20 protein-coding genes and 1 other annotated feature (1 of these 21 running past the window's edge) are annotated in these 20,155 nt (G+C 55.9%); of the genes, 10 read left to right on the top strand and 10 right to left on the bottom strand.

The genetic code is table 11. The features are described from left to right. Window positions 1-12 (top strand) — a binding site (T-box leader) (it extends 208 nt beyond the left edge of the window). Window positions 13-90: 78 nt separating this feature from the next. The 7 genes from pheS (at window position 91) to H6A25_RS07000 (ending at window position 6,881) form a co-directional block, all read left to right on the top strand. Next, complete coding sequence (gene pheS / locus H6A25_RS07030) at window positions 91-1,110, top strand: phenylalanine--tRNA ligase subunit alpha (protein ID WP_204751257.1); 1,020 nt, start codon at window positions 91-93, stop codon at window positions 1,108-1,110. Between the two features lie 20 nt (window positions 1,111-1,130). Next, window positions 1,131-3,533, top strand: a complete 2,403-nt coding sequence (pheT, locus tag H6A25_RS07025; protein WP_204751256.1) for a phenylalanine--tRNA ligase subunit beta — start codon at window positions 1,131-1,133, stop codon at window positions 3,531-3,533. A gap of 162 nt (window positions 3,534-3,695) precedes the next feature. Next, window positions 3,696-3,941 (top strand): IreB family regulatory phosphoprotein, encoded by a 246-nt coding sequence (locus H6A25_RS07020; protein WP_275951887.1) that lies wholly within the window; start codon window positions 3,696-3,698, stop codon window positions 3,939-3,941. 263 nt (window positions 3,942-4,204) lie between these two features. Continuing rightward, on the top strand, window positions 4,205-4,507 hold the full coding sequence (locus H6A25_RS07015; protein WP_118428707.1) for a hypothetical protein: 303 nt from the start codon (window positions 4,205-4,207) through the stop codon (window positions 4,505-4,507). Between the two features lie 29 nt (window positions 4,508-4,536). Further along, window positions 4,537-5,415, top strand: a complete 879-nt coding sequence (locus tag H6A25_RS07010; protein ID WP_204751254.1) for a C40 family peptidase — start codon at window positions 4,537-4,539, stop codon at window positions 5,413-5,415. Between the two features lie 95 nt (window positions 5,416-5,510). After that, on the top strand, window positions 5,511-6,467 hold the full coding sequence (locus tag H6A25_RS07005; RefSeq protein WP_204751253.1) for an EamA family transporter: 957 nt from the start codon (window positions 5,511-5,513) through the stop codon (window positions 6,465-6,467). A 42-nt stretch (window positions 6,468-6,509) separates the two neighbouring features. Further along, complete coding sequence (locus H6A25_RS07000; protein ID WP_204751252.1) at window positions 6,510-6,881, top strand: metal-dependent transcriptional regulator; 372 nt, start codon at window positions 6,510-6,512, stop codon at window positions 6,879-6,881. An 86-nt stretch (window positions 6,882-6,967) separates the two neighbouring features. Here H6A25_RS07000 and H6A25_RS06995 read toward each other — a convergent pair whose 3' ends face one another. Next, window positions 6,968-7,489, bottom strand: coding sequence for a nitroreductase family protein (locus tag H6A25_RS06995; RefSeq protein ID WP_204751251.1), 522 nt, complete (start codon window positions 7,487-7,489; stop codon window positions 6,968-6,970). A gap of 259 nt (window positions 7,490-7,748) precedes the next feature. On the opposite strand from H6A25_RS06995, the gene H6A25_RS06990 reads away from it, so the two are divergent. The 3 genes from H6A25_RS06990 (at window position 7,749) to H6A25_RS06980 (ending at window position 9,274) form a co-directional block, all read left to right on the top strand. After that, window positions 7,749-8,309, top strand: coding sequence for a DUF3793 family protein (locus H6A25_RS06990; protein WP_204751250.1), 561 nt, complete (start codon window positions 7,749-7,751; stop codon window positions 8,307-8,309). Between the two features lie 36 nt (window positions 8,310-8,345). Continuing rightward, entirely contained in the window at window positions 8,346-8,771 is a 426-nt protein-coding gene (locus H6A25_RS06985; protein ID WP_204751249.1) for a flavodoxin, read from the top strand. A 119-nt stretch (window positions 8,772-8,890) separates the two neighbouring features. Continuing rightward, entirely contained in the window at window positions 8,891-9,274 is a 384-nt protein-coding gene (locus H6A25_RS06980) for a metal-dependent transcriptional regulator (RefSeq protein ID WP_204751248.1), read from the top strand. 187 nt (window positions 9,275-9,461) lie between these two features. Here the strand turns inward: H6A25_RS06980 and H6A25_RS06975 are convergent, their stop codons facing one another. The 9 genes from H6A25_RS06975 to H6A25_RS06935 are packed head-to-tail and all read right to left on the bottom strand — an operon-like array spanning window position 9,462 to window position 20,146. Next, complete coding sequence (locus H6A25_RS06975; protein WP_204751247.1) at window positions 9,462-10,049, bottom strand: DUF4093 domain-containing protein; 588 nt, start codon at window positions 10,047-10,049, stop codon at window positions 9,462-9,464. Continuing rightward, complete coding sequence (gene holA, locus H6A25_RS06970; RefSeq protein ID WP_204751246.1) at window positions 10,046-11,092, bottom strand: DNA polymerase III subunit delta; 1,047 nt, start codon at window positions 11,090-11,092, stop codon at window positions 10,046-10,048. The genes H6A25_RS06975 and holA overlap by 4 nt, the downstream gene beginning before the upstream one ends. Continuing rightward, window positions 11,089-13,305, bottom strand: a complete 2,217-nt coding sequence (locus H6A25_RS06965) for a ComEC/Rec2 family competence protein (RefSeq protein ID WP_204751245.1) — start codon at window positions 13,303-13,305, stop codon at window positions 11,089-11,091. The genes holA and H6A25_RS06965 overlap by 4 nt, the downstream gene beginning before the upstream one ends. A gap of 6 nt (window positions 13,306-13,311) precedes the next feature. Beyond that, a complete protein-coding gene (locus tag H6A25_RS06960; protein WP_204751244.1) occupies window positions 13,312-13,650 on the bottom strand; it encodes a histidine triad nucleotide-binding protein in 339 nt (112 codons plus the stop codon). Between the two features lie 10 nt (window positions 13,651-13,660). Beyond that, window positions 13,661-16,303, bottom strand: coding sequence for an alanine--tRNA ligase (gene alaS / locus H6A25_RS06955; protein ID WP_204751243.1), 2,643 nt, complete (start codon window positions 16,301-16,303; stop codon window positions 13,661-13,663). Window positions 16,304-16,323: 20 nt separating this feature from the next. Then, entirely contained in the window at window positions 16,324-17,553 is a 1,230-nt protein-coding gene (locus tag H6A25_RS06950; protein WP_204751242.1) for a peptidase U32 family protein, read from the bottom strand. Then, a complete protein-coding gene (mltG, locus tag H6A25_RS06945; RefSeq protein ID WP_204751241.1) occupies window positions 17,550-18,680 on the bottom strand; it encodes an endolytic transglycosylase MltG in 1,131 nt (376 codons plus the stop codon). The genes H6A25_RS06950 and mltG overlap by 4 nt, the downstream gene beginning before the upstream one ends. Window positions 18,681-18,704: 24 nt before the next feature. Then, the gene (locus H6A25_RS06940; protein WP_204751240.1) at window positions 18,705-19,574 is read right to left on the bottom strand and encodes a CPBP family intramembrane glutamic endopeptidase; all 870 of its coding nucleotides are present in this window, start codon (window positions 19,572-19,574) and stop codon (window positions 18,705-18,707) included. Next, on the bottom strand, window positions 19,571-20,146 hold the full coding sequence (locus H6A25_RS06935) for a 5-formyltetrahydrofolate cyclo-ligase (RefSeq protein ID WP_204751239.1): 576 nt from the start codon (window positions 20,144-20,146) through the stop codon (window positions 19,571-19,573). The genes H6A25_RS06940 and H6A25_RS06935 overlap by 4 nt, the downstream gene beginning before the upstream one ends. Window positions 20,147-20,155: the final 9 nt, after the last annotated feature.

Here is a 20,155-nt window from a genome sequence, read left to right as displayed (position 1 = left end):
TTCGTCCCTTTTTGGGGGCGAAGGCTTTTTTTATACCTGCCCCTGGCGGCAGCATCAAAATTATCCAAACTCACAAAAGGAGTGCAGAACATGAAAGAGCAGCTCAACCAGATCCTTTCCCAGGCTCTTGGGCAGGTGTCTTCGGTGACTTCTCAGCAAGAGCTGGAAGCGGTCCGGGTGAAATTCCTGGGCAAAAAGGGAGAACTCACCGGCATCCTGCGGGGCATGGGCAAACTCTCCGCCGAAGAGCGGCCGGTGATCGGCCAGCTGGCCAACGAGGTGCGGGCGCAGATCGAGCAGGCCATCGAAAAGGCCCAGCAGGACATGGCCCAGCGTCTCATCGCGGCCAAGCTGGAAAAGGAACAGATCGATGTGACCATGCCCGGCCAGAAGGTGCTTCTGGGCAAACAGCATCCCCTGAACACCGTGCTTCACGAACTTTATGACATCTTCACCGGCATGGGCTTTTCCATCGCTGAAGGCCCGGAAGTGGAATACGATTACTACAACTTCGAAGCCCTGAATATCCCCAAAAACCACCCGGCCCGGGATACCCAGGACACATTCTATATCAATGACAACATCGTCCTGCGCACCCAGACCAGCCCCATGCAGGTGCGCACCATGGAGAAACAGCGCCCTCCCATCCGGGTCATCGCTCCCGGCCGTGTTTACCGCAGTGACGCCGTGGACGCCACTCACTCCCCTGTGTTCCATCAGATCGAAGGCCTGGTGGTGGACAAAGGCATCACCATGGGCGATCTGAAGGGAACCCTGGAAGTATTTGCCAAGCGCCTGTATGGCGAGGACACCGGCGTGCGCTTCCGTCCCCACCACTTCCCCTTCACCGAGCCTTCTGCCGAAATGGATGTGACCTGCTTCAAATGCCACGGCAAAGGCTGTCCTCTGTGCAAAGGCGAGGGCTATATTGAGATCCTGGGCTGCGGCATGGTTCACCCCAAGGTGCTTCTGGGCTGCGACATCGACCCGGAGGTCTATTCCGGCTTTGCCTTCGGCATCGGCCTGGAGCGTATCGTCATGCAGCGGTACAAGATCGATGACCTGCGGCTGTTCTATGAAAACGACCTGCGGTTTTTGACCCAGTTTTAAGTGAAAGGAGCAAGTGGGAAATGAATCTGCCTTACAAATGGCTCAATGACTATGTAAAGATCGACAAAGATCCCAAAACCTATGCCGCCCGTATGACCATGACCGGCTCCAAGATCGAAGGCTGGGAGAATGCCGCCGATGCGATCGAAAATGTGGTATGGGGAAAAATCCTCTCCATCGAAAAGCACCCTGATGCCGACAAACTGGTAGTTTGCCAGGTGGATGTGGGCACAAAGCAGGTGCAGATCGTCACCGGCGCCAAGAACCTGAAGGTGGGCGATGTGGTGCCTGCCTGTCTGGACGGCGCCAAACTCCCCGGGGGCGTTGTAATCAAGAAAACCGATATGCGGGGCGTGGAATCCAACGGCATGCTCTGCTCCTTTGCCGAACTGGGCCTGACCCACAACGACCTGCCCTATGCCGACCCCAACGGCATCCTGGTATACCAGAACGAAGGGGAAGAAGCAGTGCTGGGTGAAAGCGTCACCAAGGCCCTGGGCCTGGATGATACCGTCTTTGAGTTTGAAATCACCCCCAACCGTCCCGACTGTCTCAGTGTCATCGGCCTGGCCCGGGAGACCGCCGCTTCCTTCGAACTGCCGCTGAATCTTCCCGCCCCTCCGGCCCGGGAAGAAAAGGGGGAAATCGAAAACCTGCTGAAGGTGACCATTGAGGACGCCGACCTGTGCCCCCGTTACTGTGCCGCCATGGCCAAAAACATCAAGATCGCTCCCTCTCCCAAGTGGATGCGGGACCGTCTGCGGGAAGCCGGTGTGCGGCCCATCAACAACATCGTGGACATCACAAACTTTGTCATGCTGGAATATGGCCAGCCCATGCACGCCTTTGACTACCGGTGCATCGCTGAGGACGCCATCATCGTCCGCCGGGCCCATGCCGGAGAAAAAGCCACCACTCTGGACGGCGTGGAGCGGCAGCTGGACGAAAATATGCTGCTGATCACCGATCCTACAAAGCCGGTGGGCGTAGCCGGTGTCATGGGTGGTCTCAACAGCGAGATCACCGAAAACACCCAGATGATCGTCTTTGAGTCGGCCACTTTCCACGGCCCCTCCATCCGGGTGACATCCCGGAAGCTGGGCCTGCGCACCGAGGCATCCGGCCGGTATGAAAAGGGCCTGGACTGCGAAAACACCATGCCGGCCCTGATGCGGGCCTGCCAGCTGGTGGAAGAGCTGGGAGCCGGCGAAATCATCACCGGTGTCATCGATGCCTACCCGGAGCACAAACAGGTGCGCCAGCTGCCCCTGGAGCCGGAGAAGATCTGCCGCTTCCTGGGCGCTCAGATTTCCGAAGAAGATATGGTCCGCTATCTGCGTGATCTTCAGTTCACCGTAGAAGGCCGCACCATCACCGTGCCTTCCTGGCGGGACGATGTGGAAACCATGGCCGACATTGCCGAGGAAGTGGCCCGGATCTATGGCTATGACAAGATCCAGCCCACCCTGTTTGCCGGCACCACCACCCAGGGCGGCCTCACTCCTTACCAGCAGTTCGAGCGGGATGTATCAGGCGCCTGCATGGCCGCAGGGTATAACGAAGTGATCTCTCTGTCCTTCCTCAGTCCCAAAGCCTTTGACAAGCTGCGCCTGCCCGAGGATTCCCCTCTGCGCATCGCCACAGTGATCCAGAACCCCTTGGGCGAGGACCAGAGCCTGATGCGCACCACTCCCCTGCCTGCCATGCTGGAGATCTGCGCCCGCAACTACAACCGCCGGGTCCCTGCCGGACGGTTCTTTGAGCTGAGCAAAATCTATCTGCCCCAGGTGAAGGAGGGCAAAGCCGATCTGGATACCCTGCCCGACGAACGGCCCCAGTTGGTAATGGGTCTGTATGGCAGCGGTGATTTCTTCACTCTGAAGGGTGCTCTGGAAGCCGTCTTCCAGCAGCTTTCCATCCATAACATTGAGTTTGTACCCTGCACAAACGATCCTTCCTATCATCCGGGCCGCACTGCCTCCATCATGGCCGGCGAGCAAAAGCTGGGCACGGTGGGCCAGGCTCATCCCCTGGTGATGCGGGAGTATGGCCTGGGCAGCGAGACCTATCTGTGCCAGGTGGACCTTCCTTCCCTCTTCGGGCTGGTAGACCGGCGGAAGGAATACAAGCCTCTGCCCAAGTTCCCCGCCGTCACCCGTGACCTGGCTCTGCTTTGCGACGAAAAGCTGCCGGTTCTGGCTTTGGAAAAGGCCATCCGTCAGGCGGCCGGAGATCCGCTGGAACATCTGGAGCTCTTCGATGTATACCAGGGCGAGCAGGTGGAAAAGGGCAAGAAGAGCGTAGCCTTCTCCCTGGCCCTGCGCTCCCCCGACCACACTCTCACCGACAAAGAGTCGGATGAAGTGATGCAGCGTGTACTCCATGCTCTGGAAAAAGAGTGCGGTGCTCTGATCCGCCGCTGATCGACCTGTTTTTTCAAGACCGGCTCTTTTATGAAAAGAGCCGGTCTTTTTCCCAGTGCCCATGGATTTCCCCCGTCTCCGCCTTTACATTTGTACCAAAACTGTGTATAATGGACTATGGGTTTCATTTGGGATACACACCCACAAAAGGAGGGCACCAACTTGTTTGACGGAACACGAAAATTTGCCATCATGGATGACTCTGACAAAGAGATGAAGCGCATCCTCACCACGGTGTATGATGCTCTCCGGGAAAAGGGTTACAACCCCATCAACCAGATCGTAGGCTATATCCTTTCTGAGGATCCCACCTATATCACAAACCACAACAATGCACGCAGCCTGATCCGCCGCATCGATCGGGACGAGCTGCTGCAGGAACTGGTACGCCATTATCTCAACGATTGATCCATTACGGCTTCAGCGGGGACTCCTGTCCGCCCAGGCAGGGGTCCCTTTGCCGCCTATCATGCGTTTTCCCGCATAACAATGCACATTGATAACAAAATACCGCCTTTGCCTTTTGCCAATTTATTGCATTTTGTACCTCCAAACCCCTTGGGCCCCAACGGGTTACAAAAAAGTAACAGAATTTTTGTTTATCTTTTGTAACTATTTTGTTTGACATTTGTTACTCTTTTGATATAATAATTACTGTCGGAGGTAAGCACATGACGACAAAGAACACAACAGCGCAGTGGCCCCTCACTTACAAGGGCCGCCCTTTGATGAGAAAAGACGACACGATCTACTATGGCAGCATGACCGAAAAATACATCATCATGCTCAAGGTTCTGGAGAGTGCCAAAAACAAGGACTTGCCTGTGGGCACCAAAGTCCGGGTGGAACTCCAGCTCACCGATCCCGATATTTCTGCCACAGACAAGGTCGTAAAATCCACCGAGAAAGACGGACTTTACAATGCCATGGACATCGCTTCCATCTGGCTGGAGCGGGCGCTTCACCAGAAATAATCCGTCTTTTGCAACCATAGGAGGTACAAATGCTTTACGAAGGTATCAAGGTTTTGAAAACGGCTATGACGACTGCGGCTTTGGCCGTGACCGTCATGGCCACTGCCCAGGCCGCAGGAGTCAAGGGCGGTATTGTGGACACCACCAGCTCTCTGAATTTCCGCAGCGCCCCCTCTCAGTCGGCGTCGATAATCGATAGTCTGTACGACGATTACAGAGTATGTATTCTCGGCATCGACAATGGCTGGGCCAGCATCACCTGCAACGGCAATCCCGGTTATGTAAGCGCCGAATATCTGGACATCCTGGATGTGATGGATGTGAACGGCGGCGGCGCCAAGGTCACCGCTTCTTCCCTGAATGTTCGCTCCTATCCTTCCACCAGCAGCACCGTGCTCACCCAGATTCCTCAGGGCGCTGTGGCCACCATTGACGGCGTCAACCGGGGCTGGTACCGGGTTACATACAACGGCGTGCAGGGTTATATCAGCCCCGATTATGTGGAAGTGGTTCCTGCCACCCAGACTCCCCAGTCCACTGTCACTTCTGTGACCAGCAGCATTGTGGATTATGCCAAGCAGTTCATCGGTACCCCTTATGTGTATGGCGGTTCCACCCCCAGCGGTTTTGACTGCTCCGGCTATACCGGCTATGTGTACAAGCAGTTCGGCATCACCCTTCCCCGTACCTCTTCGGCCCAGTACAATTACCTGGCCAAAGTCAGCCGCAGCGAGCTGAAGCCTGGCGATCTGGTGTTCTTCGGAAGCGGCAGCGTCAGCCATGTGGGAATGTACATAGGCAACAACCAGTTTATCCATTCCCCCTCCAGCGGCAAGACCGTGTGCATCGAATCCATGAACAGCAGCTATTACACCAGAAATTACATCGGCGCCGGTCGTGTATTCTAACAACAATCAAATCTGATACCTTTGAAAAAGGCGCCGGGAAACCGGCGCCTTTTCTTTCTATCTTTTTATTCCACCTGAGAAGGGAGTGTTTTCCTGTGTCCCAAAAACACAAGGCTTTGCTTTGCTTGCTGGCCGCCAATGTGATCTTTGGCTTCAGCTTCCTTTTTTCCAAAATTGCTTTTTCCCAAACCAGCCCCATGATTGCCCTGTCCATCCGCTTTTTGCTGGCATTTGCCCTTTTGAATGTGCTGGTTTTGTGCAAAGTGGTACGCCTGCGCATCGGCGGACGGGATATCCGCAAACTGCTCCTGGTCAGTCTGCTGGAGCCCACTCTGTATTTCATCTGTGAAAGCTACGGCATCAAATGGACTTCCGCTTCTTTTTCCGGCTCAGTGATTGCTCTCATTCCGGTGGCCGCTATGGCTTTGGGCGCCGTCTTTCTCAAAGAAAAACCCACTTTGCTGCAAACCCTTTCCATGCTCTGCTCCATTGCCGGTGTGATTCTCATATCGGTGTGGGGGCAAAAGGGTGGCACCGTCACTCTGCCCGGTTTTCTCTTGCTGATCGGCGCTGTCATCAGCAGCGCCTGCTATACCTTGCTCACCCGGAAATACTCTCAGGATTTCACCGCCTTTGACCGGACCTATGTGACCTTTGCAGTGTCCTCCTGTTCTTTCGTGCTGCTGGCCATTGTGGAAAACCGGGGTGAGCTTTTCCATCGCACAGCCCAGGCCCTGTCCTCCCTCTCTTTCTGGGGAGCCATCCTTTATTTGTCGGTGATCTCTTCGGTGATAGCCTTCCTGATGATCAACTACGCTCTGACCCATATCAGCGTCACCGTTACCGCCTCTTTCAGCAATCTCACTACTGTGGTATCGGTGCTGGCCGGCGTGCTGCTGCTCCATGAACCCTTTTCCATATTGCAGGTCATTGCCGTTGCTTTGATTTTGCTGGGCGTTTACGGGGTCAACAAGCTGGGGGCCCGGCCCAACGCTCCCCAACAGGAACAAATGCACAGTCCTTCCACCCTTGAGCAGAAACAAGATTCGTGATACAATAAAATTTGCCAATCCATTTCCCAAGGAGGTCATCAAGTGAAAATACTGGAATCTGGTGAAAACTATCTGGAAACCATCCTGATGCTGAAAGAAAGCAAAGGATCGGTCCGTTCCATCGATATTGTCCGGCAAATGAATTTCTCCAAACCCAGCGTCAGCCGGGCCATGGGGCTTCTGCGGGAAAACGGATACATCACCATGGACAAGGAAGGCTGGATTCAGCTGACGGAAAGCGGTATGGAAGTGGCCTCCCGTATTTACGAACGCCACCGGCTGCTGACCAAATGGCTGACGGCTCTGGGAGTGTCCCCTGAGGTGGCCGCCGAAGACGCTTGCCGTATGGAACACGATATCAGCAATGAAACTTTTGAAAAACTGAAAGCCCATATTGAAAAGGCCGGCTTTTAAAATGCAAGAACACTCTCTGCTCTATGGCCTTTCACTACAAAAGACCCCAAGAACATTTCTTGGGGTCTTTTCTTTGTTACAAAACCTTATTTATTTTTCGTTTCCCAGGCATCATACCGCACAATATCATCCATGGGTTTGCGGCTGCGCACCCGGCCTTCTTCGGCAGGATAGCCAAAAGGAGATACCGCCACCACCTGGAATCCAGCAGGGATCTTCAGCAGTTTTGCCACATCCGGTGCGGAAAAAGCCCCCAGCCAACAGCTTCCAATGCCCAGTTCAGCCGCCTGCAGCTGCATATAGGACAGAGCGATGGAACAATCAATGGTGCGCGCCGGCTGTCCGCAGGCCATATCCCGCACTTCGTCGGCGCAAAGGACCATGACCACCGGGGCCTGCTCTACAAAAGCCTGATTCCGGCAAGCTGCCACCAGTTCATGGCGCAGGGCCGGATCGGTGACTACTACAAACTTCCACGCCTGCTGGTTTGTGGCCGAAGGCGCCATTCTACCGGCTTCCAGGATCTTTTCCAGCTTCTCCTGCTCGATGGGCTTATCCTGGTAGGCCCGAATGCTCTTCCGCTGCAAAATGGCTTCCATCACACTCATGAGGATCATCCTTTCTCTTTTTTACCCTTTGGCAGCAATGAGCCGCCAAACCTGTTTCCATCTGATTCTATTGTAGCACGCTATGCCTTCCCGGGCAATCGGATGTCTTTGAAAAAAAGCCAAATACCCCTTGACATTCTCCATCTGGCATGGTATTATGTACCCGTGGTTAGCAAAGACTAACCACGGGATGAATCGGGAGTGGTCTCCCTTTGTTTTTTCAGTTAAGGTTAGCTTACGCTAACCACAGGAGGTGCTCATGGAACAATCCTTGGACCGGCTGCTGGCCCGCCACTGTGCCCCGGCTCTTCTGGGGGTCAAACCTGCCAATCTGATCGGACTGACCTGGGAAGAATACCGGCTTCTGGCTCCACAGATTGCCTGGTACAGCCATGTGCTTCGCCAGCGTGGACTGCGGTTTCTCACCTTAACCCGCCGGTGTGAAACCGTTCTGCTACTGATCTATTCCCCTGCCGGTTTAAAGCGGCATCTGGATCAGGAGTCCTGCCGCCGGATGCTCTTTCAGCAGGGATATCCTTTGGATGAGCTGAGCCATCAGCTGCTTTTCCTCCAATCCCGGCTGGCAGAAAGCCAGGATTTCCCCCATGAGATCGGTCTTTTTCTGGGGTATCCTCCCAGAGATGTACTGGCTTTTCAGCAAAACCAGGGACGATGCTGCAAATTGTGCGGCTATTGGAAGGTCTATTCCGGCTTATGCCGTGCCAGGCTTCTCTTCCGCCGCTACGACTCCTGTCGGGACTATCTCTGTTCCCGCGTGGCCCGGGGTGAAACCATTCCCCAGGTTCTTGAATGTGCTTGATCGTATACCATCTATGATATAGGAGGCAATATACCTATGAAAAAAGTCGCTGTGATCTATTGGTCCCAGACGGGCAACACCCAGCAAATGGCCCAGCTGATTGCTCAGGGCGCATTGGAGGGGGGAGCACAGGTGGAATGCATGCCGGTATCCTCCCTGACACCGGAGCAGGCTCTGGAATATGACGGACTGGCTCTGGGCTGCCCGGCCATGGGCGCGGAAGTGCTGGAGGAAGCCGAGTTCGAACCCTTCTTCACCCAGCTGGAAAGCCACCTGCAAGGGCGCACTCTGGCTATTTTCGGCTCCTTCGGCTGGGGCGACGGAGAGTGGATGCGCTCCTGGCAGGACCGGTGCCTGGCCGCCGGGGCCTCTCTCGTCGGCGGTGAGGGTTTAGCTGTCTGTGGCGCTCCTGCTGGTGAGGACGAAGCCCGCTGCATTGCCCTGGGCAAAGCACTGGCCTGATTTTGGATTCTCTGTTGATCCTGGATCCTTTGATGTGATCTTACTGTTTAGCGGGGATGATCTCCGCCGGCGGGGGCCGGAAGGCCCCTGCCGTCCTCCTTCTGAAAAAGGTGAATTTTATGCTTTCATCCACTGTGATTCGCTATTTGCTCATCATTCATCGTCTGAGTCCGGACAACCGCCCCATCCCTTCGGTGGCCATTTCCCGTCAGCTGAATGTAACCCGTTCCAGCGTGGCCAAAACCCTTTCTCAGCTTACGGAAGAAGGCTTGGTGGAAAAAGCCCACTATGGCAAGGCGCGCCTGTCCCCTTTGGGCCGGCGATTGGCCCTCCAGTACCAAAGAGAACAACAGACTTTCCATCGTCTGTTTGTCCAGCTGGGCCTTTCTCCCCAATCGGCAGAGCAGGAAGCCATGACTGTAGTTTCCTCCCTTTCTCCCGAAGGAAAGCAGGCTCTTACCGCTCTTTTGCCCTATCCCATGCCTCTGGCCTCAGGAAACTGAGGATATTCTCCTTCCTTGCTTCCAAAATAACCGAAACGGGTGGTATCAAGCCCCCGGTTTTATGCCATCCGTTTCCGCTATTTTCCCGGACTGCCCTCTGGGACAGGCGGAGATCCTTCTGTACTCTTATCCTCATCATCTCACACAGCAAAAAAGCCGCCATTCTGGCGGCTTTTTTGCTGCATATTCAGATTTCTTCCATCACTTGCTTCAAAAGAGGCGCCCCGCCCAGGATGTTGATCATCTCCAGAAGGGCTCCTGCTGTCATATTCTCCGGCAGATCCAACTTTTTCAGCAGCAGGCGGCGTTTCTCCTTGCTGTCCGGGCCGCCGGACAGTCCCAAGGCATAAAGGTCGGCTTTGGTCACTGGTGTTTCTTCTCTTGCTTCTTGCCGGCCGTCCATGGCCACACCGCTGCGCCGCACCGCCTGAATGATTTCCTCTTCGGTAACCCCTTCCACTCCCAGCTTTCCCTCCCGGGAAGGATGGGCTTTCCTCTTTTCCTTCCCCAGACGATCGGGAATATAGGCATGGTACACCTTTCCCTCTGCTGCAATGTTTTTCAGATATCCCCGAATGAGAAAACCGGCATGATCCGGGTCGGTGAGCACCAAAATCCCCCGTGTCCGGGCCAGACGGCGAATGAGGGCAGCTTTTTCCTTGTCCTTGAAAATGCCGAACCCTGCTGTCTCCAGTACCACTGTATCAAAAATCTGTTTGATCTTATTCTTGTCATAACGGCCTTCCACAATGATGACCGGTTCAATGGATATCACGATACCCGCTCCTTTTCTGCCGCCATACGCAGCAGCAGCAGTTCCAGCACCCGAGCGCCATCTGCATTGTTGCTTTTCAGCTCTTTGTCGGCCTGATCACACAAAAGCAGCGCCCGGCGCAGCCAGGGCAGACTGCGTTTTCCTGCCGCCTGGCGCAACAGCTTGGCCGGATAACTGGAGCGCATATGGAACAGTTCCATGAGGGCGCTCTCTCCCAGACCTGCCTGCTGCGTGAGTTTTGCCCCGTACAGCTTCTGCACCTGCTTGCCGATGGCCCCGGCCAGCACCACCGGCTCAAATTTCAGCGCCAGCAGATCCCGCAATGTGCGGATGGCCGCCACCGTATCCCCTTTGGAAACACAGTCTGTCAGCTGATAGATCTGGGCTTCCAACGCCCGTGATGCCAGCTGGTCAATGGCCTGCCGGTCGATCTGTTTTTTCATGGTTCCAGCGGCAATTTTATCAATTTCACTGGCCAGATTGGTCATCAGGCTGCCGCAGACAAAAGTGAGATATTCACATTCTCTGCTGTCAATTTCCTTTTCCAATGCAGCAAAGCGCCGCTTGATCCACGGCGTCAGCTCCTGCTGGGGTGCCCTGGAAAATTCCACCGCCTGCCCGGCTTTCAAAGCGGCCTGCCAGGTTTTCAGCCTTTTGTCCGGCTTATATTCCAGAGCGTCAAAATAGAGAATCATGCACAGGGTGTCCGGCAGATTTTCAAAGATCTCTGGCAGCTGCTCCCGCAGCCCGGCCGGCGGACGGCTGAGATTCAGATCCCGGATGAAGATCAGCTTTTTATCGCTCATCACAGGCAAGCTCTCCACACTGTCGATCAGCTCGTCCAGGGTCAGACTGTCCCCATCCAGCACCACCTGATTGAACTGGGCAAAGCCTTCTCCTCCTATCAGAGAAAAGATCCTGTCCCGGTAATGCTCCTTCAGATAGCTTTCTTCCCCGAAAAACAGGTAAAGCTTTTCCAGACTGCCCTGATCCACATCCTGACGCAATTTATCATAGGCCGTGTTCTTTTCGCCCTTTTTCATCCTTCTCCCTCCCTGGCGGCCCCAGCCGCCCACATCTCCATATCCATCCGCTCCCCCTCTTCCAAGTAAAGAATAGGCCCGGAAAAGGCTGCTCCCAATGAGACACTTTCCTCTCCGTAAGAGGAACGGACACACACCAGCGTTTCACAGCCGGTGCGGCGGCAAATGGCTGTCAGCCGGGGCAGATCTTCTGCCGCTTTTTGATCCACCAGCAAGATCTCACACTGGAGAGACTGCTCTTTTACCGCCGTCAGCACCTTTCCCATCTCCTGACCACAGGTGGCCAGCACGGTACAGGCGGGCAAAGCCAGCTGAAGCAAATAGCCTTTTGTCCCAGGGATCAAAGCACCTTCCCCTCCCTGAAAGAAAAAGCGTCCTCCCTGCTCATAGACCTGTGTTTCTTCCCCCAACAGCAGCGAAGGATGGACTCCTTTGGGCGCAATCACCCGCTGCACTCCGGCCCACCGGTCTTCCGGCGGTGCAATGGGAGCGATTCCGTCTGGATTTGTCAGCCACAAACGGGATACCTGGGCCAGCCCCATCCGATCCAAGGTATTCTGCGCACCCTGATAAAAATCGTCCCCTTTCAGATCCCCTGCGCTGAATGCGGTAAGCTGTCCCGCCTCTCCCACCAGCAAAAGTCCGCTTCCGCCGCAATTGACAACCGACAGAGAAAGGGTCAGCGTCTGTTCCATTCCGATTCCGCTGAGACAGAGAAACCCACAGAGAAAATAAGTGGCAAGCCCTCGTACCACGCCCTCTTTCTTTCGGAAAAAGAAAAGAGCCACGCCCAATCCCAAAAGAGAAAAGAACAGCATCACACCGCCACTGCTCACCGAAGAAAAAGGGAGTGCCGCAGTTTTACGCTGCACCAGATCGATCAGATGCAGCATGGGGTAAAGCACAAAGGAAAATCCCCTTCCCAATACAGGCCAGAAACTTCCGGCCAACACAAAGCAAAACCCCAGCAAAAGCACCGGCGCCAGCAACGGTACAACGAGCAGGTTGGAAACCAAAGCCACCAGAGATACCCTCTGAAATACCAGCACGGAAATGGGCAGAGTAAAAGCCTGAGCCGCCAGCGTCACCGCCATGCTCTCCAAAGCTTTTCTCCACAGGGGATGTTTTCCGCCCAATTTTTCCTGTATGGCCTGCTGCATCGGCGGGAAGAGCAGTGCGATTCCCAGTACCGAAGCAAAGGAAAGCTGCAATCCCACATCCAGCACACCCATGGGCGAAATCATAAGCAGCAGCAAAAGCGCCGCCGAAAGAGAAGTCAGCGTGTCCTTTTCCCGGCCCATCCAAAAAGCAGCCATACCTAAAAAGGCCATGATCACCGCACGCAGCACCGAAGGTGTTCCTCCGGCCAAGGCCATCATCATCAGACAAAGCGGGATGCCCACAAGACTTCCGCCCTTTTTTCCGAAAAAGGCAAAAGCTACACCCAGCAGACTGGACACATGAAGCCCGGACACCGCTGCCAAATGAGCCGTTCCGCTCAGATTCAGATCCCGCCTTTGCTGGGCAGTAAAGTCCTCCTTATTGCCCGTGATGATGCCGGTGAGCAAAGCACTTTCCCTTTGAGGAAGCCATTTCCCAGCCACTTCTGACACCTGCTGGCTCAAACTTTGCAAACGAAGCCGCCAAGGCTTTTCTCCATCCCTCTTCTCAAGTGCTCCGGTCTGGGATGCCTGCAAAAAGATCCCCTCCGGTGAAAAGCCCCGCTCGGTTTCCAAAGGTGCTCTGGACAGGCGCACTTCCACTGTAAGGTGCTCTCCGGCCTCTATTTCAGGAGAGGCGTCCTCCAGATAAAGAGGCAGAGAAAAATCCACCTCCTGCTCCCCCAGAGCCAAAGCACGCACCTGTACCAGCCCATAGCTGCCTTCACCCTGAGCCTCCTCCAAGGCCATACACTCCATGGCCCCCGACCAACCGCTGAAGGCCAGCTGGGCTTCAGCCCGGACAAGACGCCAAAATCCGAAAAAGGCTGTGCCCAGCCCCACAAAGGCCAGGCACAGCAGAAGCCCATTCCGGCGGCCCCAAGGCAGGGTCAGCAGAAACAAACCGAAAAACAGTGCTGCGGCCAATGCCAGCTTTCCCAAAGCGAAGCCGTGGCAAAATGCCAGCGCACTGCCAAACATGGCGCAGACAGCACCGGCAGCGGCCCAGCAAAGGGGCCGCTGCACCGGAAACCGTTCCAGCCACTGCTTCATCTCAAATCAGGCCATCTTGCCCAGAGGCCCGCCGGCCAACACATGGAAATGGATGTGCTGCACCGTCTGTCCCGCATCTTCGCCGCAGTTGGTCACCACCCGATAGCCCTTATCCAGCTTCAGCTCCCGGGCCAGTTTGGCAATCACCTGATAAATATGGCCGATGATGGCGCTGTTTTCCTCGGTCACCTCATTGCAGGAGCTCATAATATGCTCTTTGGGAATGACCAGGAAATGTACCGGCGCTGCCGGCTCGATGTCATAGAAGGCATAGACCTTCTCATCTTCATAAACCTTTTTGGAAGGGATCTCTCCCTTTACGATCTTACAAAACAGGCAATCCATTACAAATCCCTCACTTTACCATTTCTTCCACGATGTTGTTCACTGCTTCCAGAGCCGCTTCCAGCTTGGAGGGGTCTTTGCCGCCCGCTGTGGCGCTGTCCGGGCGTCCGCCGCCGCCACCGCCGGTCATCTTGGCCACCTGCTTGAGGATGTTGCCTGCATGGGCCCCCTTCTTCACCGCTTCCTTGCCGCAGGCCGCCACAAAGTTGATCTTGCCTTCCTCTGTGACCAGAGCCAGCACACTCACCAGATTGGGAGCCTTATCCCGCAGATCATCGCTGAGGGTACGCAGCATATCGGCGCTCATATCGTCCACCTTCATGGCCAGCACATTGATATCGCTGTCCCCGGCAGTATGGGCAAAGTTGAGCATTTCCACCGACCGGAGTGCAGCCACCCGGGCGCTGAGCTTGTCCACCTTGTGGAGAGCCTGGCGCAGCTCGTTCATGGTCTGCTGGGCCTTGTTCACCAGTTCCATGGGAGAGGACTTGATGGCCGCCGCAGCCTGGGCAATGGTTTGCTCTTTTTCATGGAGCATGGCAGTTACCTGGCTGCCCACAACGGCTTCGATACGGCGGACCCCGGCGGCTACCGAGGCTTCGCTGACGATCTTCAGCAGACCTACCCGTGCGGTATTGGGCACATGGGTACCGCCGCACAGCTCGATGGAATAATCGCCCATCCGGACCACCCGGACCTGATCGCCGTATTTCTCGCCGAACAGAGCCATGGCCCCCAGCTTCTTGGCTTCGTCAATGGGCATTTCCGAAATGTCCACCTGATCATCCCGCAGGATCTCCTCATTCACCTGCTTTTCCACTTCCATCAGCTCTTCCGGGGTAACGGCGCTGAAATGGGTGAAGTCAAAACGGAGACGGTCGGGCTCCACCAAGGAACCGGCCTGCTCCACATGGTTGCCCAGCACACTGCGCAGCGCCTTCTGCAGCAGATGGGTAGCCGAGTGGGCCCGCATAATGGCCCGGCGGCGAGACTCATCCACATGAGCGCACAGAGTGTCGTCCACATTCACCGTTCCCTCCAGGGATTCCACCTGATGGAGGAACTTGCCGTCGGCCGTCTTGCGCACAGCCAACACCCGAAGCATAACTCCTTCCCGGCTCAGCATACCGGTATCCCAGCTCTGTCCGCCGCTTTCTGCATAGAAGGGAGTCTGATCCAGCACCAGAGTGCCCTGGGCCCCCTGGCTGAGGGAACCGGCCAGTTCCCCTTCGGTGACAATGGCCAGCACCTTTCCCATATCCTCCAGCTTGTCATAGCCGGTGAACACAGTGGCAGGCAGCTCCTTGAGGGACACATCGTCCCCGGCCCAGCCCAGACCTACCGTGTTGCCCCGGGCCTGGCGGGCCCGCTCCCGCTGGGCGCGCATCATCTCTTCAAAAGCTTCCTGGGCCAGCTTAAAGCCCTGCTCTTCCAGGATCTCCACTGTCAGATCCACCGGGAATCCATAGGTGTCATACAGCTTGAAGGCGTCCTCACCGGACAGGGTATCCCCATTGCCCCGGAGAGCGGCGATCATCTCATCCAGCTTTACAAGACCGCTTTCCACCGTGGCGGCAAAGCGCTCTTCCTCGGTGCGGATGAGCTTTTTGATATATTCTTCTTTTTCCCGCAGCTCGGGGTAAGCGCCCTCGTTCTCCTGGATGACCGTTTCGGCCACTTCCGCCAGGAAAGGCTGGGTCAGTCCCAACAGGCGGCCATGACGGGCGGCCCGGCGCAGCAGGCGGCGCAGCACATAGCCCCGGCCTTCGTTGGAGGGAATGACGCCGTCACACACCAGCATAACGCTGCTGCGGATATGATCGGTGATGATACGCAGGGATACATCCTGCTTCTTGTCCTTGCCATAGGTGACGCCGGCCAGCTGCGCCACATGATCCAGGATCCGATGAACGGTATCCACATCAAACAGGCTGTCCACATCCTGCATAATGCAGGCCAGACGCTCAATGCCCATACCGGTATCGATATTCTTCCGGGCCAGAGGGGTGTAGTTGCCCTTGCCGTCGCTACTGAACTGGCTGAATACCAGATTCCAGAACTCCACATACCGGTCACAGTCGCAGCCGGGGGCGCAGTCCGGGCTGCCGCAGCCGTATTTCTCGCCCCGGTCGAAATAGATCTCCGAGCAGGGGCCGCAGGGGCCGGAGCCGATCTCCCAGAAATTGTCCTCCCGGCCCAGGCGCACCATGTGATCCTCCTGGACGCCGATCTCCTTTGTCCAGATGTCATAGGCTTCGTCATCGTCCAGAAACACCGATACATACAGCTTGTCCACCGGCATCTTCATTTCCTGGGTAATAAACTCCCAGGCCCACTGACAGGCTTCCCGCTTGAAGTAATCGCCAAAGGAAAAGTTGCCCAGCATCTCAAAATAGGTGCCATGGCGGGCATCCTTGCCCACGCTGTCGATGTCCAGAGTGCGAATGCACTTCTGGCAGTCGGTGACCCGGCTGGCCGGCGGGGTCAGTTCACCGGTGAAATAGTGCTTCAGCGGCGCCATACCGGCATTGATCAGCAACAGGGAATTGTCGTTCTGGGGCACCAGGGGAAAGCTTTTCAGCCGCAGGTGGCCCTTGCTTTCAAAAAAGCGGAGAAACCGCTCTCTGATTTCATTGAGTCCCAATTTTTCCATGGTTCTTCTCTCCATCCTTGCTATTTTTCTTCCTTTTTCGCCCGGCGGCGTAAAAAGGCTTTTTCGTGCACTTGTGTCAGTTGAGGCAGCACCAGACGCTGGTGGGGGTGGGGAGCGCAGGTAAGTTCCTGTCCTTCCTCATCCAAAAGTCTTTCCACCTGGAAGGCCACCGGCGCCCCCACAGGGTCGATCAGCTCCAGCGCATCCCCCAGGGAAAACCGGTTTTTCTGGAGAAACACCGGCCCATAGGGCCCCTGCTCTCCCAGAGACAGGGCACTCACCTCCCAAGGCCGCTGATATCCACCGTCCTCCGGCCGCTGGCTGTCCGTATCTCCGAAATAGAAACCGGTGTAATATTCCCGGTGGCTGACCTTCTCCACTTCCTGCCGCACCCAGTCCGGCAAAACATATCCGGCTGGATCTTTGCAATACAGGTCGATGGCCCTGCGATAGGCATTGGCGGTAATGGCAGTATAATAGGCGGTTTTGGCCCGGCCTTCGATCTTGAAGCTGTCCACCCCGGCTTCGATCAGTTCCGGAATGTGATCCAGCATGCAAAGGTCCTTGGAGTTGAGGATGTAGGCCCCTTCCTCCCCTTCGAATACATCCATCACCTGGCCTGGACGCTGACGCTCCACCAGGGAATACTGCCAGCGGCAGGGCTGGGCACAGGCTCCCCGGTTTCCGTCCCGCCCAGTGAGATAAGCGGACAGATAACACCGGCCGGAATAAGACATGCACATAGCCCCGTGAACAAACACTTCAATGGCCAGTTCCGGCGAAGTCTTTTCCCGGATCAGAGCTACCTCCCCAAGGGAAAGTTCCCGTGCCAGCACCACCCGATGAGCCCCCAGCTTGTGCCAGGCTTCTGCGGCCTGGTAGTTGGTGATGTTGGCCTGGGTGCTGATGTGCCGCTCCAGGCGCGGGGCATACTGCTTGCACATTTCCAGCACGCCCAGGTCGGCGATAATGGCAGCATCGGCCCCCGCTTGCTGGAGGGAATCCAGAAAAGCGGGGATTCGTTCGGCTTCTTCGCTGCGGGGCATGGTATTTACCGTCACATACACCCGTTTTCCCAGGCTATGGGCCAGCTTGCAGGCCTTTTCCAATTCTTCACCGGTAAAATTCCCCGGTGCTGTACGCATCCCAAAATCCTTGCCCGCCAGATAACAGGCGTCCGCCCCATAAGCAAGGGCGTATTCCAGCCGTTCAAAGTCTCCGGCCGGGCTGAGCAGTTCCGGTTTTCTCATCCCATCTGCTCCTTCTTTTCCTGCATGGCAGCCACATTGGCTTCATGCTCGCTGTAAGTCTGGGCAAACAGATGGCTTTGGTCTTCCGGATCGGCCACATAGAAATAATAATTGTGATTCTCCGGCTGCAATGCCGCCAGAATAGCAGGCACACCAGGATTGCAGATGGGCCCTTTGGGAAGACCGGTGACCTTATAGGTATTATAAGGACTGTCGATCTCCAGATCCTCATAGGTCAGGTTTTCCTTGTGTTCTCCCAGAGCATATTGCACGGTGGCATCGATATCCAGATGGGGGAAATTCTGAGGATCATTCAACCGGTTATAGATGACCCCGGCAATGGTGGCCTGTTCCTCAGGCAGCACCGCTTCCCGCTCCACCATGGAAGCAATGGTGAGAATCTGCCGCATGGAGTAGCCCGACTGCTCGGTCAGTTCCCGCATTTCGGAAGTATATTTGTTGTTGAAGTTATTCAGCATGGTGTTGAGCACCCGCACCGGATTGTCATTGATATAGAACTGATAGGTGTCGGGATAGAGGAACCCTTCCAGACGGTTTTCCTCCATGGGCACATCCTGAAGCATTTCATGCTTGAAGGGATAGGTATTGGCCGTTTCAATGATATCCTCGGCGCCGCACACCCGGGCATCTTCCAGAAGCTGGGCAATCTGCTGGATGGTATAGCCTTCGGGAATGGTCACCTCGGCCACCTCGGTATAGGTGGACACCCGGTTGAGGGTGTTGATGATCTGGCCATAGTCCATATCTGCACTGACTTCAAATTTTCCCGAGTCAAAGGTTTTGTCTCCATTGGAAAAATTGGCATACAGCGTGAAGGCCCACCGGCAGCGGATGATCCCTTCTTCCTTGAGCATTTTTGCCACCTCTCCATGGGTGGTGTCCTTGCTCAGTTCCAGCATGGCTGTTTTTTCCGGTTTGACCAGAGCAAACATATCATTTGCTATGTAGATGCCGAAACCGGAAAGAATCAGGGAGACACCCAGGATGAACACCAGATAGCTCACCGCATGCATCATACTCCCCGCCCGGTTTTTCCGGCGTTTTTTTCTTCTCTTGCCAGCCCGGGGAGCCGGGCTCTGCTCATATTCTCCGCTGGTACGGCTCATGATACACCTCCTATTGGTTATCGGTTAAGTCAACAGGGCTTTCAGCACAAACAGCACCGCCACAGCCAGCACACCGGGGCAAAGCACCGAACGCACCACTGCTTTGGCGCCGCCGCTGCCCCGCAGCCGGGGTACCCGCCCTTTTTCGATCAGGCTTTCCAGGCAGGACGCCGCTCCATAGATGCTGAGAAACAGCACCGCTGCGGCCAGCATGACAAAGTAGGGCCAGATGCCGAAAGCGGCATACCGCTTGAACAAATAGCTCACCACCAGGTAAAACACATTGTTGAAGCAGTGGCCAAACACCGCCGGCCACACCGAGCCGGTGATCACGGTCATATATCCAAACAGCAGTCCGGCCGTGAGCGGCCCCAGGAAATTGGCCGTTGTGCCATGGATCATGGCAAAGCACAGGGCCGAAATCAAAATAGCCGATGTCTGTCCCCACCCTTCCAGGCCGGAAAGCAATCCGCCCCGGAAAAACAGCTCTTCCGTCAAAGCGGGCAAAAAGGCAATGACCAGCACCAAAATCCAGGTGGGGGTGCCTCCATACTGGCTCCAGGCGCTGTATGCCGTGTCCTCCAGCAATGTGCCGCCAGTAAAAAGAGCCACCAGGTAATTGAGGAAAAAGGACAAAAGGGACACTGCCAGAGAGGAAAAAAAGACGAAGGGAGCAAACCGCAGCCGGCTTCTCCCCAAGCGGAGATTCATCGGGCATGGGCCTTTTCTTCCCAACAGCCAGAATACCAGCAGAGACAGAAAAAAAGCCACCACTTCTCCCAGGGCCGCCATGGCCAAAGGAGAAAGCCATCGGTTGTTTTCCGGCAGCGCACCCAGAATGAGCAAAATGCCCATGGCCACCGGCGGCATCAGGGAATAGATCAGAGCCTTCATTGTCCATCCCGACCTTTCCCAAAGGTAAGGACCCGGGACTGGGTGCAGATCAAATCCATCTTCTCGTCATGCTCTTCCACCGGCACATGGGGCAGCAGCAATTCCTCATGGCACAAAGCCGCCCGGAAAAACCGCCCCTTCTGCAAAAACCGGTCATAGAATCCGGCGCCGTGACCCAGGCGGGTGCCATCCTCGCCGCAGGCCACACAGGGAATCACGGCAAAATCGATTTCTTCCGGCTCCACCCAGCTTTCTCCTTCCGGCGGCACCGGGATACCGTACTTCCCCTCCTGAAGCCTGTCCAGATGGGAAAGATGCCTGGCCCGCATCACGCCTTTGCCGATGCACACCGGCGCGCACACCCGTTTCCCGTCCTCCAGCGCCATGCGGAGAAAGGCAAAGGTGTCCGGTTCTCTGTCCACCGACAAATAGCAAAAAACAGTGCCGGCCTGCCTGTATTCCGGCCTTTCCCCCAGTGCCCGGGCAAAGGCTTCCCCTCTCCCCCGGACATCGGCATCGGAAAGGCTGGCCAGCCGGGACCGTGCCTGCCGGCGGCATTCTTTTTTATCCATCCATGGTCT

Origin of the sequence: Intestinimonas butyriciproducens (assembly GCF_016901775.1) — a bacterium.
Lineage (GTDB): Bacteria > Bacillota > Clostridia > Oscillospirales > Butyricicoccaceae > Pseudobutyricicoccus.
The sequence above is the reverse complement of the archived record's forward strand: the minus strand, read 5'-3'. Positions and strand labels throughout refer to the sequence as shown.